Here is a 16,235-nt window from a genome sequence, read left to right on the forward strand (position 1 = left end):
GATTAGCCCACCTCATAGAAGCATGAGCACTTCGTGCTTGTTCCCCTCCCTCCCCCCGGGCTTCGCTTAAGCCATGGCAAAAGTCGACGCGCTGTCCGCCCCCACCGCCACACCCCCCACCTCCCCCCGCGGCGGCTGGCCCGCCGTGGCGACCGTGGCAGCCGGCACCTTCACCGTGGTCACGTCCGAGATGCTGCCGGTCGGCCTGCTCACTCCGGTCAGCGGTTCGCTGGACGTCAGCGAGGGTACGGCCGGACTGACCCTCACCGTCACCGGCCTCATCGCCGCCTTCTCCGCCCCGCTCGTCACCGCGGCCGTCGGCCGGCTGGACCGGCGCCTGGTCCTCTGCTCCCTGATGGTGCTCCTGGCCGCGGCCAACGCGCTCGCCGCCTGGTCCCCGAACTTCGCGGTCATGATGGCCGCCCGCGTGCTCGTCGGCGTCGGGCTCGGGGGCGTCTGGTCGCTCGCCGGCGGGCTGGGGGTACGGCTGGTGCCGGCCGGGGCAGTCGGGGCGGCCACCTCCCTCATCTTCAGCGGCGTCGCCGTCGCCTCGGTCGTGGGCGTGCCGGCCGGCGCGTACATCGGCGAACTCGTCGGCTGGCGCGCCGCGTTCCTCGCCGTCGGCGCCCTGGCGCTGCTCGTGACCGCGGCCATGGCCGTGCTGCTGCCGCCGCTGCCCGCCGAGGAGGCGGTCGCGCTCGGCGGGGTGCTGCGGCTGGTCGGCAACGCCCGGGTAGCCACCGGGCTCGCCGTGGTGTTCCTGCTGGTGACGGGCCACTTCGCCGCGTACACCTATGTACGTCCCATCCTGGAGGACCTCTCCGGCGTCGGCGCGTCGCTGCTCGGCACGCTCCTGCTCGTGTACGGAGTCGCCGGGATCGCCGGCAACTTCGCGGCCGGCGCCCGGGTGGCCCGGCGGCTGCGCGGCACCGTGCTGGTGATCAGCGCCGTGCTGGCCGGCTCCCTGCTGCTCGTGCCGCTGCTCGGGCTGTCGGTGGCGGGGGCGGCGGTCCTCCTGGTCGTGTGGGGGCTCGCCTACGGCGGGGTGTCGGTGAGTACGCAGACGTGGCTGGGCCTGGCCGCCCCGCGGGCCCGGGAGGGCGCGACGTCGCTGTTCGTCTCCGTGTTCAACGGGGCCATCGCCCTGGGGGCGTTCACGGGCGGGCGGATGGTGGACGGGTTCGGCACGCGCTCGGTGCTGTGGCTCGGCGGCGCGCTGGCGCTGGGCGCACTCGCGGTGACCCTGCTCGGGCGCGTGCCCGGGCAGCAGACCAACGCCGCCCCATAGTCCGGCCCCCCGCCGCTACGCCCACTCGTCCTGCCCCCGCGCCCCGGCGCCGTCCTGCGCCTCACCGGCCTCGGCTACGGTGCCGGCCCCCCGCGACGCCAGCCACACCCCCGTCCCCACCACCGCCACCCCCACCGTCGCCGCCCCCGACCCCGCCAGCACCCCCCGCGCCCCGAACGCCGCGACCAGCGGCCCCCCGAGCGCCGCCCCGACCGGCGTCGACGTGAGCAGCACCGCGCCGCGCGCCGCGAGGACCGTGGTCAGCCAGCCCGCCGGGGTACGGTTCTGGAAGAGCGTGAACGACAGCGCCGGGTACGGGCCGTACACCGCGCCGCCCAGCGCGAAGCACGCCATCGCCGCGACGATCCCCGCCCCGAGCCCGTACGGCAGCAGCAGCGTCGCCCCCCAGCCGGCGACGATGCCCAGCGTCACCGGCCACAGCGGCAGCCGCCGCAGCGCGCCGACCGTCAGCCCGCCGGCGACCGCGCCGACGCCGAAGGCCGTCCAGAACAGCCCCAGCAGCCCGGCGTCGCCGTCGAGCACCCCGGTCACGTACAGCGGCAGAGCGACCTCGACGGGGCCGTAGAGGGCGAAGAACAGCCAGGTCAGGACGAGAATCGCGAGCAGCTCGCGCTGGGTGGCCAACAGCCGCAGCCCGCGGCCGGCGGGCTTGTGCTGCGCGTCTGCGCCCTCCTCGCTCTCCGCCCCGACCGGCCCCAGCCGCGCGGTCTGCACGGCGAGCGCCAGATACGTCAGCGCGTCCAGGCCGATGACCCACGCCGGGCTGACGGCCGCGGCGAGGAACCCGGCCGCGGCGGGGCCGGCGACGATGCTCGTGGACATGCTGGCGCCGAGCAGGGCGTTGGCGGCCAGCCGGTGCTGCTCCGGCAGGAGTTCGCCGACGAGCGTGAACTTCCCCGCGTTGCCCCAGGCGGTCAGCACCGAAGAGCAGCCGAGCAGCACCACGTACGTCACGGGATCCAGCACTCCGGCGCCCCAGGCCAGCGGGATGCAGCCCAACAGGGTGCCGCGCAGCGCGCAGTTGGCCATGAGCAGCCGGCGCGCGGGCAGCTTCCGCAGCCACCGCCCGAGCAGCAGCACGCCCGCCGCCCCCGGCAGCGCGTACGCGGCGAGCGCTGCCCCGACGAGCAGGCCCTCGCTGCCGTCCGGCGCGATGAGGATGGCCAGCCACGCCACGGCGACCATGCTCATGCCGCCGCCGAAGTCCGAGGCCACGAAGGCGGGCAGCAGCCGGCGCAGCCGGGGGTGCGCGAGCACGGGGCGGTACGCGCGCGGGACGAGGCGGCGGGTCACGCCGTCAGCGTGCCGGGTGAACCGGGGTGGAGGTCAAGGGCCGACGACGGGCATCCACTCGCGGATGCCGACGACTTCGACACCCGGGGTGCGGTAGTACGGATCGTCGGCCATGATCGCGTCGAGCCGGTCGCGGGCCGTGTCGAAGACGAGCAGGGCCCCGGAGTCGTCGGCCCAGGGGCCGGCGGCGAGGAGGGTCTTGTCGCGGTGGAGCCGGGTGAGGCGGTCGCGGTGGGCGGGCCGGGCGTCGAGGCGGGCGGGGGTGGGGGCGAAGCGCAGTTCGAGTACGAGCATGGGGGCGACGGTACGGTCGGGGATGTGAGCGGATCTGTATCGCCCGATACACGCACCGGGACGCCGCCGGAGGCGGGCGCGGAACCCGCGGCGCCGGACGCCGGGCCCGCGGCGTCCGCGGTGCTCAGGGACGTGCCGCTGCTCCACGGCCTCCCTCCGGCCCGCCTGCGCGACCTCTGGCACGCCTCCGTCCCGCGGCGGTACGCCGCCGGGGACGTCCTGCGCGCGGCCGGGGAGCCGGCCGGGCACCTGCTGCTGCTCCTCGACGGCCGGGTCGCCGCCACCGTCGTGTCCGCGGCCGGGCGGGTCGTACGGGTCGGGGCGTGGCCGGGACCGTGTGCGCTGGACAAGGTCGCGGTGATCGACGACCGCGGCCACACCGCGACGTTCACCGCCCTCACCCCCTGCACCGTACGCAGCCTGCCCCGGGCCCGCTTCCTCGCCCTCGTCGACGACACCACCGCCGTACGCGCCCACGTCCTGCGGACCCTCGCCGCCCAGGCCCGCGAGCAGCAGACCCGCTTCACCGCGACGGCGACCCTGCCCACGCCCGCCCGGCTCGCGGCCTGGCTGCTGGCCGAGGCCGCCCGCCTGCGTTCCTCCCGCGTCCCGCTCCCCGGCGGCCAGCAGCCGCTGGCCGACCACCTCGGCGTCACGCGCGTCACCCTCAACCGCGCGCTGTCCGGGCTGCGCCGCGACGGCGTGCTGACGTACGCCCGCGGCGAGGTGGAGATCACCGCCCCCGAGGTCCTGGCACTGCGCGCCACGCCCGGACACCCCTGACGGCACCGCCGCCGGAAAGGCGCCGGACAGGCGCCGGACAGGCGCGGGACAGGCGCCGGACAGGCGCCGGACATGCCTGGGAGCCGGCCGCCCGGGCATACGCCCCGGTACGCAGCCGGGCCCGGAGCCCGTACGAAGCCGCGCCAGCAGCCCCAGCGTCACCCGCCTTCCGGCCTCACGCCCGGCCACCGCCCCGCGGTACCTCCCGGTAGCCCGCTCCCCGTCCCTCGACGAGGCCACACAGTCTCTTCGCCTTCCCTCTCGGTGACTTATCCTCGATTAATCGGGACATAAGGAACTGATCGACCGAAGGGCGCCATCACCATGCGACTCCCGTCGCGCGGCGGCCACCGCCGCGATGCCGGAGGCGCCGAGGAGGACCCCGCCCGGCACGGCGCGCCCCGGGTTCCGGGCGTCCTGTACCCCCTGCTGATCCTCGTGGTCGTCGCGGCCGTCGACCTCTCCGCCGCCTCCTGGCTGCGGATGACGCCGCTGCTCGGCGCCGCGCCCGTCGTGGCCGCGGCGTTTGCGTCCGCACGCGCCACCGCCGCGATCGGCGCCACCGCGATCGGCCTGGCCGCGGGCCTGAGCTACTCCAACGGCGTCTGGGGCGACGTCAGCGCCAACCTGATCCTCGCCGCCCTGGCGGCCGTGGCCTTCGCCAGCGTCGCGTCAGCCGTCATCCGGCAGCACCGCGAGGCCCAGCTCAAGCAGGTCCGGTCGGTGGCCAAGGCCGCGCAGCTCGCGCTGCTGCGACCGCCGCCACCGCGTATCGGCCGGCTCGCCGTGCGCAGCGTCTACCTCGCCGCGGAGGCCGAAGCGCAGATCGGCGGGGACCTGTACGAGGTGCTCCAGACCCCGTACGGCGTCCGGGTGCTCATCGGCGACGTACGGGGCAAGGGGCTGCCCGCCGTCGGGGTCTCCGCCATTCTGACCGGGTGTTTCCGCGAGGCCGCCTACCGGGAGCCCACGATCGGCGAGGTCGCCGGGCGGATGGAGGAGACCGCGCGGCGGGAGATCAGGCGGTCCGAGCCGGCGGAGGACTTCAGCGAGCGCTTCACCACCGCCCTGCTGATGGAGATCCCGCCCGACGAACACGTCGCCCGCATCGTGCACCTGGGCCACCCCGAACCGCTGCTCATCGGCGGCGGCACCGTCACCAGCCAACTGCCCGACCGGCCCGGTGTCCCCATCGGATTCGGCAGTCTCGTCGGCACCATGCCGGTCCCCGAGACCATCGACTTCCGCCCCGGCGAGCGGCTGCTGCTCTATACCGACGGGTTCATCGAGGCCCGCGACGAACACGGGGTCTACTTCCCCCTCACCACCAGCGCCGCCCGCCACGCCCACGAGGACCTGGACGCCCTGGTCACGGCCCTGCGCACGGAGTTGCTCCGGCACGCCGGCCGGCGTCTGGGCGACGACGCCGCCCTCCTGGCCATCGAACGCCTCCCGGACACCCCGCCCCCGCTCTGACCAGCTACGTTCGCCGCACAGAAACGCCGCCGGCCCACCACGCAGGGAAGGGGGTGCGGGGGCAAAGCCCCCGCTCCGCGCGGCGCAGCCGCGCAGAAACGACGAAGGCGACCCGGCCCGCGCATTCCGCGGGCACACGCCGCCGGCCCACCCCGCAGGGAAAGGGGGTGCGGGGGCAAAGCCCCCGCTCCGCGCGGCGCAGCCGCGCAGAAACGACGAAGGCGACCCGGCCCGCGCATTCCGCGGGCACACGTCGCCTATCGCATTCGTGGAGATGGCGGGAATCGAACCCGCGTCCAACGGTGCAGGGACAGGACTTCTCCGAGCGCAGTCCGCTTCGTTTTTCTCGGCCCCGGAGATCACGCGGACAAGTCTCCGACGGGCTCAGTCACTGTGGTTTGTCCCGCTACACCCCGTGACCGGGTCTAGCGGTGGAGTCCCCTAGCTGATGCCAGGATCCGGGTCGGGAACACCCCCGGGCTGACACTTCGCAAGTCGCTACTTATGCAGCGAGGGCGAAGGAATCGCGCTTGGTGTTGGCGATTATTTGTTTCGGCCTGTGGTTAACGAGATCATGGCCGCTTCCTCGGCTCGCTTCTCCTGTTCCGACAGCCGCTGTCGAAACCGATCATCCCCATGTGGTGTTTTCAAGGTGCGCAGCCCCTCGGGACCGCTGGTGTCATGGTAGTGGAAGAACGGCGCGGCGTGCCACCCTATTCCGCCGCCGTACGGACCCGTCCGCGCAGGTCAGCCGCGGAACCTGCGGCGGGCCGCGGAGATCGCCTTCTGCGCCTCGCGGTTGTCCTGCTTCTCGCGCAGGGCCTGCCGCTTGTCGTACTCCCGCTTGCCGCGCGCCAGCGCGATCTCGACCTTCGCCCGGCCGTCCTTGAAGTACAGCGCCAGCGGCACGATCGTCAGCCCGGTCTCCTGCGTCTTGCCGATCAGCTTGTCGATCTCGGCGCGGTGCAGCAGCAGCTTGCGCTTGCGGCGCGCGGTGTGGTTCGTCCACGTACCCTGCGAGTATTCCGGGATGTGCACGTTGTGCAGCCAGATCTCGCCGCCGTCGAGGTGCGCGAAGCCGTCGGCGAGCGAGGCGCGCCCCTGGCGGAGCGACTTGACCTCGGTACCGGTCAGCACGAGACCCGCCTCGTACGTGTCGAGGATGAGGTAGTCGTGCCGCGCCTTCTTGTTCTGCGCGATCAGCTTGCGACCCGTGTCTTTACCCATAGCCGGGCCATTGTCGCCTAGACGCCGCTCCCGAGGCCACTCAAAACCGTGCGGGCCTCCTCCTCGGCGTCCCGGTCGCCGGTGACGGCCAGGTCGAGGTCCGGGGTGACGCCGACACCCTCCAGGCTGCGGCCGGCCGGGGTGCGGTACTCGCCGACGGTCAGCTCGGCGACCGAGCCGTCGGGCAGGGCCTTCGGCATCTGCACCGAGCCCTTGCCGAAGGTGCGGGTTCCGACGACGACGGCGCGGCCCCGGTCCTGCAGCGCCCCGGCCAGCAGCTCGGCGCTGCTCATCGTGCCGCCGTCGACGAGGACGACCAGCGGCGTCCCGGTGTTGCCGCCGGGCTTCGCGTAGAGCGCCTGCTGCCTGCCCTCCAGGTCGTACGTCGCGACCACCCCGTCGTCGAGGAAGGCCGACGCCGCCTCGACGGCCTCGACGACCAGGCCGCCGGAGTTACCCCGTAGGTCGAGGATGAGGCCGTCGCCGCCGCGGGCCCGGGCGGCGGCCCGGCGCACCTCCGCGCCGCTGCCGCGGGTGAAGCTCTCCACCCGGATCACGGGGGCGGCCGTGGCGCCGTCGGCCGCGGGCTCGTCCTGCCGTACGGTCACGGGCTGGGTCGTCAGCTCCACCCGGCGCACGGGCCGCGTCCAGCGCCGCTCGCCGCGCTGGAGCGCCAGCACCACCGTGCTGCCGGGCGCCCCCTCGCCCAGCTCCTCGCCGCGCAGCAGCGCGACGACCTCGGTGACCGGGCGGCTGGCGACGGGCGTGCCGCCGACGGCGTGCAGCGTGTCGCCGGCGCGGATGCCGGCCTCGGCGGCCGGGCTGTCCTCGCCGACCTGGGCGATCTCCATCAGGCCGGCCTCGTCGGTCTTGATCCACAGCCCGACGCCGACGTATCTGCCCGCCAGCATCTGCTGCAGCGACTCGTACTCGCGCGCGCTGTACGCCGTCGACCAGCGGTCTCCGCTGCGGCTGACCAGTTCGCCCGCGGACTCGGCGGTGCCGCCCTCGCCGGTGCGCGGCTCGTAGTCCCGGCCGTCGGCGACGTGGCCGGTGAGCACCTTGGGCGGGCGCCCGTCCTCGCCGGGCCAGGACCCGGTGGCGGCGCCGGTGGCCAGGACGCTGACGAAGACGAACGTCAGGGAGGCCCCGCGGCGGAAGGCGCTGCGGGGCCTGTCGCTGTCAGCCGAACCCGACATGCCGCTGAGTGTAGGACAGCGGCGGGTGCCAGATGGGGAGTTGACCACGCCGTGGCACGCACGTGGCCTACGCCACACCCGCCCCGATCGTCAGACCTTGAGGTACTTGCGCAGCGCGAAGAACGCGGCGATGCCCGGCATGAGCAGGCCGATCGCGACGACGAGGGGCAGCACCCGGATCACTTCGTCCCAGCCGACGAAGTCGATCAAAAGGATCTTGTCCGCGAGCCAGTTGTCGATCAGGAAGTGCTTGCCGGCGACCAGCATCACCGCGGCGAAGCTCGCGCCGATCAGCCCGGCGACGGCCGCCTCGACGATGAACGGCAACTGGATGTAGACGCTGGACGCGCCCACCAGCCGCATGATCCCGGTCTCCCGGCGCCTGCTGAACGCCGACACCCGTACGGTGTTGACGATCAGCATGATCGCCACGATCAGCATCAGCGCCATCACGCCGATCGCCGCGTACGTCATGCCGTTGAGCAGGTTGAACAGGCTCTCCAGCACGTTGCGCTGGTCCTGTACCTCCTGTACGCCCGGTCTGTCGGAGTAGGCGCTGGTGATGACGTCGTACTTCTCGGGGTCCGTCAGCTTGACCCGGAAGGACTCCTGCATCTGGTCCGGCTTGAGGGAAGAGGCCAGCGGTGAGTCGCCGAACTGCTCCTTGTAGTGCTTGTACGCCTCTTCGCTGGACTCGTACTGGACGGTGTCGACGACCTCCAGGTTCTCCAGCTCGGTCCGGATCTCCTTCTTCTGCTCCTCCGTGACCGCGCCCTTCTTGCAGTTGGGCGAGGTTTCGGCGTCGACTTCGTTGCAGAAGAAGATGGAGACGTTGACCTTGTCGTACCAGTAGCCCTTCATGGTGTCGACCTGCTTGCCCATGAGCCAGGAGGCTCCGAACAGGGCCAGCGACAGGGCCACGGAGACGATCACCGCGAAGGTCATCGTCAGGTTGCGGCGGAGACCGACGCCGATCTCCGAGAAGACGAACTGGGCGCGCATGCCCGTCCTTTCAGCTCCGGGGGCAGCAGCTCAGTGCTGGTATCCGTACACACCGCGCGACTGGTCGCGTACCAGCCGCCCCAACTCGAGTTCAATGACGCGCCGGCGCATCTGGTCGACGATCTGCTGATCATGCGTAGCCATGATCACTGTGGTACCGGTCCTGTTGATGCGGTCGAGCAGCTTCATGATGCCGACCGAGGTCTGCGGGTCGAGGTTGCCCGTCGGCTCGTCCGCGATGAGGAGCATCGGCCGGTTGACGAACGCCCGCGCGACCGCGACGCGCTGCTGCTCACCGCCGGACAGCTCGCCGGGCATCCGGTCGCCCTTGCCGGACAGGCCCACGAGGTCGAGCACCTCGGGGACGGTCTTGCGGATCTGGCCGCGGGGCTTGCCGATCACTTCGAGGGCGAACGCGACGTTCTCCGCGACGGTCTTGTTCGGCAGCAGCCGGAAGTCCTGGAAGACCGTGCCCAACTGGCGCCGCATCTGCGGCACCTTCCAGTTGGACAGCCGGGCGAGATCCTTGCCGAGTACGTGTACCTGGCCGTGGGTGGTGCGCTCCTCGCGGAGGATGAGCCGCAGGAACGTGGACTTGCCGGAGCCGGAGGACCCCACGAGGAACACGAACTCGCCGCGCTCGATCTCCAGCGAGACGTCCTGGAGCGCGGGTCGGTTCTGCTTGGGGTACATCTTGGTGACGTTGTCGAATCGGATCACGCTGGGCTCCCTGTCGCGGTCGCAGGTGACCTTACGCGAAGGGGATGGGGGCGCGCAGTCGCCGTGGGCGGTTGGTGCGTTTCGTCACGGACAAACCTCCCGGTGCGGCGGCGGGGATCCGGGGACACGCGCCGATTCGCCGCGGACCTGGCACAGTGGTAAGTGGAGAAATAGAGAGCCAGCGGAGCTGGAGAGCGAACGGGAGGAGGAAGCACATGACACGCGACTGGCTGGTCTGCGCGAACTGTGCGGGGCCCGTGAGCGAGGGCCGCTGTCCTGTCTGCCGGGCGAGCAGGGAGCGCATGCGCCAGGAGAACGGCTGGCACGGCCTGACGACGACCACGGTGTGGATACTGCTGGCGCTGCTGGCGGCCGTGGCGGCGGTGCTGTTCCTGCAGCAGCGGACGGCGTAGCCGCGAAGCCCGCGGGGCCCGGCGGCGTACGGACCACGGACTTTCGAGTGTGATCCGTATCACATCGCTTTGACCGACGCAGCGCGACGGATCCTCACCAAGCGCAACCACGCAGGCGAAAGGCCCGGAGCGAATCGCTCCGGGCCCTTCGTGTCGCCTGTGCGGCGGGCGCTGCGGGTCAGGCCGCCGTCTCGTTGCGGGTCATCAGCCGCGGCAGCAGCCGGAAGCCGACGCCGCCCGCGATGATGCTGGCCGCACCCACGAGCAGGTACGTGGTGCCGCTGGAACCGGTGTCGGCCAACTGCTCCTGCGGCTGGCTGCTGTCGCCGGCCGGCGAGGGCTCGCTGCCGCCGGAGGTCGACTCCGTCTCGCAGATGACGCTGTCGTCGTCCAGCTCGCAGTCGGAGTCGCCGCCGCCGGTGCCGCCGGTGGTCTGCTGGCCGCCGGTGGTCTGCTGACCGCCGTCGTCCGCGCCGCCGTCACCGGAACCGCCGTCGTCGGCCCCGCCGTTACCGGAAGTGCCGTTGCTGGTGCTCTCGCCAGTGGTGGTCTCGCCGGTCGTCTCACCGGTCGTGGTGGTCTCGCCGGTGGTCTCACCTGTGGTGGTGGTCTCGCCGGTGGTCTCACCCGTCGTGGTGGTCTCGCCCGTCGTTTCACCGGTGGTCTCACCGGTCGTCTCGCCCGTGGTCTCACCGGTCGTTTCACCGGTGGTCTCACCGGTCGTCTCGCCCGTGGTCTCGCCGGTCACCGCGCCGGTGGCACCCTCGATGAGGCCGGCGATCACGCCGCCGGCATCCTCGTCGCCCTGGCCGTTCGCACCGTCCTGGCCGTTGCCGGAGTTGGCCTGGATCTCGACGCGCGTGTCGCCGCCGTCGTCGCCGGTGGCCTGCGCGGCACCGGCGGCGGCAAGGGAGGCCCCGCCGGCGATCAGCGCGCTGGCGGCGACCCGCGCCACCCGTACACGCACTTTGTTCGTCATTGCTCGCTACCCCCAGTAGCCGTACTCGTCAGTGGGCTGGCGTCGGTACGGGGCCTGTTCGCGGCGGGCTTACCCCCCTGAGTCACACGAACCCCACACACCTACAAAGCTCGGCCGCCAGCCTCTCGGGAATTCACTGGAGCGTCAAGCGAGTTGAGACGGGGTTGTACCTTTTTCCGGCCATTGTCCGGGCCGAATGGTGCACGACTGTGACACTCGCAGCGAGCGCGGTCAGCCGGGGAAAGGGGCGGAAAGAAAGGGGAACAACCGGGTCCGCCGGCACCTCCGGCGAGCGCCGGAAATCAGCCCTCGGCAGCAGCCTGCTCCTGCTGCTTGCGCCAGCGGATACCCGCCTCCAGGAAGCCGTCGATCTCGCCGTCGAGCACGGCCTGCGGGTTGCCCACCTCGTGCGTCGTACGCAGGTCCTTGACCATCTGGTAGGGCTGGAGCACGTACGAGCGCATCTGGTTGCCCCACGAGCCGGCGCTGTCGCCCTTGAGCGCGTTCAGCTTCGCCTGCTCCTCCTCCTTGCGCTTGGCGAGCAGGCGGGCCTGCAGCACGCGCATGGCGGCGGCGCGGTTCTGGATCTGCGACTTCTCGTTCTGGCAGGAGACGACGATGCCGGTCGGCAGGTGCGTGATGCGGATCGCGGAGTCCGTGGTGTTGACGGACTGACCGCCGGGCCCGGAGGAGCGGAAGACATCGATCCGGATCTCGTTCTCCGGGATGTCGATGTGGTCGGTCTGCTCCACGACGGGCAGCACCTCGACGCCGGCGAACGACGTCTGCCGGCGGCCCTGGTTGTCGTACGGGGAGATGCGCACCATGCGGTGCGTCCCCTGCTCGACGGAGAGAGTGCCGTACGCGTACGGGGCCTTGACGGCGAAGGTCGTCGACTTGATGCCGGCCTCCTCCGCGTACGAGGTGTCCAGCACCTCCGTCGGATAGCCCTTGTGCTCGGCCCAGCGCAGGTACATGCGCTGCAACTGCTCGGCGAAGTCCGCGGCGTCCACGCCGCCCGCCTCCGCGCGGATGTTGACCATCGCCTCGCGCTGGTCGTACTCGCCGGACAGCAGCGTGCGCACCTCCAGCTCCTCGACCGCGCGCCGGACGGCGGACAGCTCGCCCTCCGCCTCGCGCTGCGTGTCGGCGTCGCCCTCGCTCTCGGCGAGCTCGAAGAGCACTTCGAGGTCGTCGATCCGCCCCCGCAGCTCCTCGTTCTTCCGCAACTGGCCCTGCAGGAGGGAGAGCCGGCTGGTGACCCGCTGCGCGTTCTCCGGGTCGTCCCAGAGGGCGGGGGCCGCGGCCTCCTCTTCGAGCGCGGCGACGTCGGCCCTCAGCTTGTCGAGGTCGAGTACGGCCTCGATGGAGTCCATGGTGGAGCTGAGGGCCTTGAGCGATTCGGATACATCAGGTGCTGCCACGCCACCAGCGTACCGCTGCATGCTCCGGCCGCAGGTGGCGCGTGCGGTACCCGCGGGCCGCGAGACCGGACCACGGGTCCGGGCGTACGAGCGCGGGCGGGGCGGAGTACCGCGGAGAGCCGGGGTCGGGGTCGGCGTCGGGAGCACACCCGGGTCCCGGACCGGCCCCGGCCGCGGGAGCGGGGCGCGACGACGACCGGCCTGGGCGGCGGCTGGCCGGCGGGGGTGCTGACCTGGGATGTGCGAGGACAGCGGGGGCGGCGCGGTGTAGCGGTGACGGCCGGTCCGTACCCGCAGGCCCGCGGGGGCCGCGGTACGTGCCCCGGGGTCCTGCGGGGGTGCGGGCGAGGGCGGGCCTGGCGGCTCGCGGGTACGGCGCCGGGGTCCTGCGGGTACGGGCAGCGCGGCACGGGGCCCGGGGCCGGGTCGGGACGGCGGGGCGGGGCTCGGGGCCGGGTCGGGGCTCGGGGGCGCTGCCCCCGGTCAGGGTTCCGAGGTGGCGGAGCGGTCGCCGCCGCCACCGCTGTTCCCGCCGTCGTCGCCGCCCGACGCGACCAGCCAGCCCCCGACGCCCACGGCGGCGATCACCGCCGCCGCGACCGTGAGCTTCAGCCTCCCCCTACGCCCGAGGGGCGTGGAGGCACCCCCAGCCCGCGACGTGCCCGCGCGGGCGGCGCGGGCCGAGCCCGGCCGCGGCTGGCCTGCCAGCCGCGGCACGCGCGCGGTGCCGCGGGCGCCGCCCGCCAGCTCGTCGGCGCTGGGCATGCGCATGCTCGTGTGCGTGTCCCGGTTGGAGTCCGGCGCCGCGGATCTGACCAGCGGCACCGACCCGCGCAGCGGCCGTCCGCCGGCGCCGGTCACGCTCGGCTCGCCCGCCCCGGCGGGGGCCCCCGCGCGGTCCGCGCCGAGCCGTACCGTGTGCGCCGCCCCGCCGCCGGCCGGGTCGTCCGCCCCCTCCGCCGACTCCTCGACGTCCAATGGCGGCAGCCCGTCCAGGTCCGGCAGGATCTCGCGCAGCCGGGCAGCCAGCTCGACCGCGCGCAGCCGCGATGCCGGCGCCTTCGCCAGGCACTGCAGCAGCAGCTCCCACAGCTCGTCGGGGATGCCTGGCAGCGGCGCGACGGTCTCCGTCACATGCCGGCGCAGCACCGCTCCCGGGTGGCCGCCGCCGAAGGGCGTGAAGCCGGCCAGCAGCTCGTACAGCACCGTGGCCAGGGCGTAGATGTCGACGGCCGCGCGCGCGGGCAGGCCCTCGACGATCTCGGGGGCGACGTAGTCGGGGGTGCCGATGACGCGGCGCTGGGTCGGCACCCGGACGCCCGCGGCGGTGCCGCCGCGGGGGCGGGGAGCGGTGGCGGCCGGCTGCGCCGCGCGGCTGGGTGCGTCGATGAGCTTGGCGACGCCGAAGTCGGTGAGCAGCGCGGGCGGCGCACCGCCGGGGCCGGCGGGGGCGTCGGAGTCCAGCAGGACGTTCTCGGGCTTGACGTCCCGGTGTACGAGCCCCGCGGCGTGCGCGGCGGCGAGGCCCTCGGCGACGTCGGCGGCGATGGCGACGGCGGCCTGCGGCAGCAGCCGGCGGTCGCGCTCCAGCCGGGTGCGCAGGTCCGTACCGCGGACGAGGTCCATGACGAGCGCCAGGTCGCGGCCGTCGACGACGAGGTCGCGGACGCCGACGACGCGCGGGTGGTCCAGGCTCATCAGCGCGGTGCGCTCCTGAAGGAAGCGCTCGACCAGCTCCCGGTCCTCGGCCAGGTCCTCGCGGAGCAGCTTGATGGCGACCGGTCCGTCCGGGCCCTCGCCTAGCCACACCGTGCCCGCGCTGCCGCGTCCGATCACCTGATGGGCGGCGTATCGGCTGCCGATTCTGCGTGCCATGACGTCAAAGCTACGCGGCGACGGGGACGTTGGGTGCCGGACCGGCACGGAAACCCCTCGTGGGTGTCGACTTGTCGGCAAGCTCACTGGCCAGGCGGTGGTTCGGGGCCTCTCGGACGGCCCCGAACATCACCTGCCGATCCGCGCTCACTGACCCGTGGCGTCCTTCAGGCCGTCGAGACCGTCCTGGACGTCCTTCAGGTCGTTGACGCCCTCATCGACGCTGTCCTTCGTCTTCTCGGCGTCGTCGGCGGCGTCGTTGAAGTCCGAGATCCAGTCCTTGAGGTCGGTGGCCCAGTCGGTGATCTGGTCCCAGAAGCCCTTGCCGTCCGCGATCCAGTCCTGGACCGGGGTCAGCTCCCAGATCAGCCACGAGACGACGACCAGGATGAGGACCGTGAACAGGCATCCCTTCAGACAGCCCAGCCCCGGGATGTGCATCGGGTTCGCGCTGCGGCGCCGCTCGCGCGGCGGCTGCTGCGGCGGGGGCGCCGGCGCGGGCGGCTGCGGGCGGGGCTCGTAGCGCTGGGGCGGCGGCTCGCGGCGGGGGGGCGGGGCCGCGTACGCCTCGGGCGGCGGCTGCCGGCGCTGGACCCGCCGCGGCGGGCGGCGGCGCAGGGGGTCCTCGCTGGGGTCGATGTAGCCCATCTGCTGGGTCTGCTCGCCGCGGTCGCGGAGGGCGCGCATCTGGGTCTCCCAGGGGTGCGGCCCCTCCTGCTGCGGCGGCCCTTCGGAGACGGGCATCACGCGGGTGCCGTCCTCGGCCCCGGGGGCGCCGGGCCCCTGCTGGCCGTGCGCGGCGGCGGCGCCGGCCGCGGCTCCCGCGGCGCCTGCGGGCAGGACGCTGGTGGCGGCGTTCGGGTCGTACGCACCCTGCTGCCCGGGGGCGCCGGCGCTGCCCGCGGGGAGGATCTGCGTGGGGTCGGACGCGCCGGTGCCCGTGCCCGGCACCTGTGCCGGGTGCGGGTCGGCGGCGAGCAGCGCGGCCACGCCGAGGGCGGCGGTAGCCTGCTCGGGAGCGGCACCCGCGCCGATGCCGGCGGCCACGGTGCGCAGCCCGCGGGCCAGGTTCTCGGCGCTGGGGCGTTCGTCCGGGTTCTTGCGCAGGCAGGACTGGACGACGGTCCACATCGGGTCCGGCAGGCCGGGCGGGCGCTGTGCCTCCTGGCTGAGGTGCTGGTGCAGTACCTCCAGGGTGCTCTCGCCGCCGAAGGGCGGACGGCCCGTCAGCAGCTCGTACAGCAGGATGCCGGCGCCGTAGACGTCCACGGCGGAGGTCTGCGGGCGGCCCTCGGCGGACTCGGGCGCCACATACGCGGGCGTGCCGACGAACTCGTGGGCGCGCGTCAGGCCCGGGGAGTCCGCGAGCCGGGCGATGCCGAAGTCGGTGAGCATCGGCTGCATCCGGCCGGCCCCGTCGGGCCCGGCGCCGCCGGCGAGCAGCACGTTCGCGGGCTTGAGGTCGCGGTGGACGATGCCGTCGGCGTGGCTGGCGGCCAGCGCGTCCGCGATCTGGGCCGTGAGCAGGGCGGCGCCGACGGGTGAGAAGGGGCCGTTGTCGCGCAGGTAGCGGTGCAGGTCGGGGCCGTCGACGAGGTCCATGACGAGGGCCAGCAGATCGCCCTCGACGACGAGGTCGCGGGTGCGGACGATGTTCGGGTGGGTGAGGCGCAGGAGCGCGGAGCGCTCGCGCAGGAACCGCATCACCACGTCGGGGTCGCCTGCCAGCTCCTCCTTGAGGACCTTGATGGCGACTATCTCGCCGGGGCTGCCCGCCACGGCGGCCTCCGCCCCCGCCGTCTCGCGCTGGCGGCCACGCCACACGGTGCCCGTGGCGCCGCGCCCGAGCGGCTCTTCGAGGAGGTACTTGCTGCCTACCGGCCGCACGTCATGCGCTCCCTGGTCGTGATCGTTCCTGCCGGCCCGCGGACCGGTCGGTCCGGGCGCCATCTGCACCACTCTAGTGGCGTCGCTGCGGCGCCCGCCGGGGTCGGGCGGCACCCGGGGCCTGGTCGGGGGTCCGCCCCTGGCCACCGGTTTTCCGGAAGGCGCCTGCGGTTTTCTGCTTTCCCCGGGCTGCCTGTTCCCCGGCTGCCGTCCGGCTGCCGTCCGGCTGCCGTCCGGCTGCCGTCCGCCCGGTCCCCGTGCTCGTCCTGTGTCCTTGTGCCCTGCCGACGCCGTACCCGTTTCCGGCGCACTCTCACCTGTGCCGTGCCGTCCAGCCACAGCCGTTGCATGGTG

14 protein-coding genes and 1 other RNA gene are annotated in these 16,235 nt (G+C 73.3%); 4 read left to right on the forward strand and 11 right to left on the reverse strand.

Going from position 1 to position 16,235, the window contains the following annotated elements:
• The first annotated feature begins 145 nt into the window (after positions 1-145).
• Complete coding sequence (locus B124_RS02815; RefSeq protein ID WP_496501037.1) at positions 146-1,288, forward strand: MFS transporter; 1,143 nt, start codon at positions 146-148, stop codon at positions 1,286-1,288.
• Between the two features lie 15 nt (positions 1,289-1,303).
• Here the strand turns inward: B124_RS02815 and B124_RS02820 are convergent, their stop codons facing one another.
• Positions 1,304-2,602 carry an MFS transporter gene (locus tag B124_RS02820; RefSeq protein WP_496500984.1) on the reverse strand — a complete coding sequence of 433 codons (1,299 nt, stop codon included), beginning with the start codon at positions 2,600-2,602 and terminating at the stop codon, positions 1,304-1,306.
• Between the two features lie 33 nt (positions 2,603-2,635).
• Positions 2,636-2,896, reverse strand: coding sequence for a YciI family protein (locus B124_RS02825; protein WP_496500985.1), 261 nt, complete (start codon positions 2,894-2,896; stop codon positions 2,636-2,638).
• A 24-nt stretch (positions 2,897-2,920) separates the two neighbouring features.
• Here B124_RS02825 and B124_RS02830 point away from each other — a divergent pair, with 24 nt between their 5' ends.
• Both B124_RS02830 and B124_RS02835 read left to right on the forward strand, forming a co-directional pair.
• Entirely contained in the window at positions 2,921-3,679 is a 759-nt protein-coding gene (locus tag B124_RS02830; RefSeq protein WP_496500986.1) for a Crp/Fnr family transcriptional regulator, read from the forward strand.
• 324 nt (positions 3,680-4,003) lie between these two features.
• Positions 4,004-5,155: a PP2C family protein-serine/threonine phosphatase gene (locus tag B124_RS02835; protein WP_496500987.1), complete on the forward strand. Its 1,152-nt coding sequence runs from the start codon at positions 4,004-4,006 to the stop codon at positions 5,153-5,155.
• A 266-nt stretch (positions 5,156-5,421) separates the two neighbouring features.
• Here the strand turns inward: B124_RS02835 and ssrA are convergent.
• From ssrA to ftsE, 5 genes are all read right to left on the reverse strand, one after another.
• Positions 5,422-5,791: a transfer-messenger RNA gene (gene ssrA / locus B124_RS02840) on the reverse strand.
• A gap of 111 nt (positions 5,792-5,902) precedes the next feature.
• Positions 5,903-6,382, reverse strand: a complete 480-nt coding sequence (gene smpB / locus B124_RS02845) for an SsrA-binding protein SmpB (protein ID WP_047016032.1) — start codon at positions 6,380-6,382, stop codon at positions 5,903-5,905.
• A 17-nt stretch (positions 6,383-6,399) separates the two neighbouring features.
• On the reverse strand, positions 6,400-7,581 hold the full coding sequence (locus tag B124_RS02850) for a S41 family peptidase (RefSeq protein WP_496500988.1): 1,182 nt from the start codon (positions 7,579-7,581) through the stop codon (positions 6,400-6,402).
• A gap of 90 nt (positions 7,582-7,671) precedes the next feature.
• Entirely contained in the window at positions 7,672-8,583 is a 912-nt protein-coding gene (ftsX, locus tag B124_RS02855; RefSeq protein WP_496500989.1) for a permease-like cell division protein FtsX, read from the reverse strand.
• Positions 8,584-8,613: 30 nt separating this feature from the next.
• Complete coding sequence (ftsE, locus tag B124_RS02860) at positions 8,614-9,303, reverse strand: cell division ATP-binding protein FtsE (RefSeq protein WP_496500990.1); 690 nt, start codon at positions 9,301-9,303, stop codon at positions 8,614-8,616.
• A 215-nt stretch (positions 9,304-9,518) separates the two neighbouring features.
• On the opposite strand from ftsE, the gene B124_RS02865 reads away from it, so the two are divergent.
• Positions 9,519-9,716 (forward strand): hypothetical protein, encoded by a 198-nt coding sequence (locus tag B124_RS02865; RefSeq protein WP_496500991.1) that lies wholly within the window; start codon positions 9,519-9,521, stop codon positions 9,714-9,716.
• Positions 9,717-9,894: 178 nt separating this feature from the next.
• On the opposite strand, the gene B124_RS02870 is transcribed toward B124_RS02865, so the two are convergent.
• From B124_RS02870 to B124_RS02885, 4 genes are all read right to left on the reverse strand, one after another.
• Positions 9,895-10,695, reverse strand: coding sequence for a hypothetical protein (locus tag B124_RS02870; RefSeq protein ID WP_496500992.1), 801 nt, complete (start codon positions 10,693-10,695; stop codon positions 9,895-9,897).
• A gap of 302 nt (positions 10,696-10,997) precedes the next feature.
• Entirely contained in the window at positions 10,998-12,119 is a 1,122-nt protein-coding gene (gene prfB / locus B124_RS02875) for a peptide chain release factor 2 (protein WP_496500993.1), read from the reverse strand.
• Positions 12,120-12,602: 483 nt separating this feature from the next.
• On the reverse strand, positions 12,603-13,994 hold the full coding sequence (locus B124_RS02880) for a serine/threonine-protein kinase (protein ID WP_496500994.1): 1,392 nt from the start codon (positions 13,992-13,994) through the stop codon (positions 12,603-12,605).
• Positions 13,995-14,141: 147 nt separating this feature from the next.
• The gene (locus B124_RS02885; RefSeq protein ID WP_496500995.1) at positions 14,142-15,881 is read right to left on the reverse strand and encodes a serine/threonine-protein kinase; all 1,740 of its coding nucleotides are present in this window, start codon (positions 15,879-15,881) and stop codon (positions 14,142-14,144) included.
• Positions 15,882-16,235 lie beyond the last annotated feature (354 nt).

This window comes from Streptomyces sp. CNP082, from assembly GCF_059570535.1.

Excerpts from the sequence above, each read along its gene's own strand:
- B124_RS02825 (WP_496500985.1), bottom strand. The coding sequence starts at position 2,896 with ATGCTCGTACTCGAACTGCGCTTCGCCCCCACCCCCGCCCGCCTCGAC.
- B124_RS02835 (WP_496500987.1), top strand. The coding sequence starts at position 4,004 with ATGCGACTCCCGTCGCGCGGCGGCCACCGCCGCGATGCCGGAGGCGCC.
- smpB (WP_047016032.1), bottom strand. The coding sequence starts at position 6,382 with ATGGGTAAAGACACGGGTCGCAAGCTGATCGCGCAGAACAAGAAGGCG.
- B124_RS02850 (WP_496500988.1), bottom strand. The coding sequence starts at position 7,581 with ATGTCGGGTTCGGCTGACAGCGACAGGCCCCGCAGCGCCTTCCGCCGC.
- ftsX (WP_496500989.1), bottom strand. The coding sequence starts at position 8,583 with ATGCGCGCCCAGTTCGTCTTCTCGGAGATCGGCGTCGGTCTCCGCCGC.
- B124_RS02865 (WP_496500991.1), top strand. The coding sequence starts at position 9,519 with ATGACACGCGACTGGCTGGTCTGCGCGAACTGTGCGGGGCCCGTGAGC.
- B124_RS02870 (WP_496500992.1), bottom strand. The coding sequence starts at position 10,695 with ATGACGAACAAAGTGCGTGTACGGGTGGCGCGGGTCGCCGCCAGCGCG.
- B124_RS02880 (WP_496500994.1), bottom strand. The coding sequence starts at position 13,994 with ATGGCACGCAGAATCGGCAGCCGATACGCCGCCCATCAGGTGATCGGA.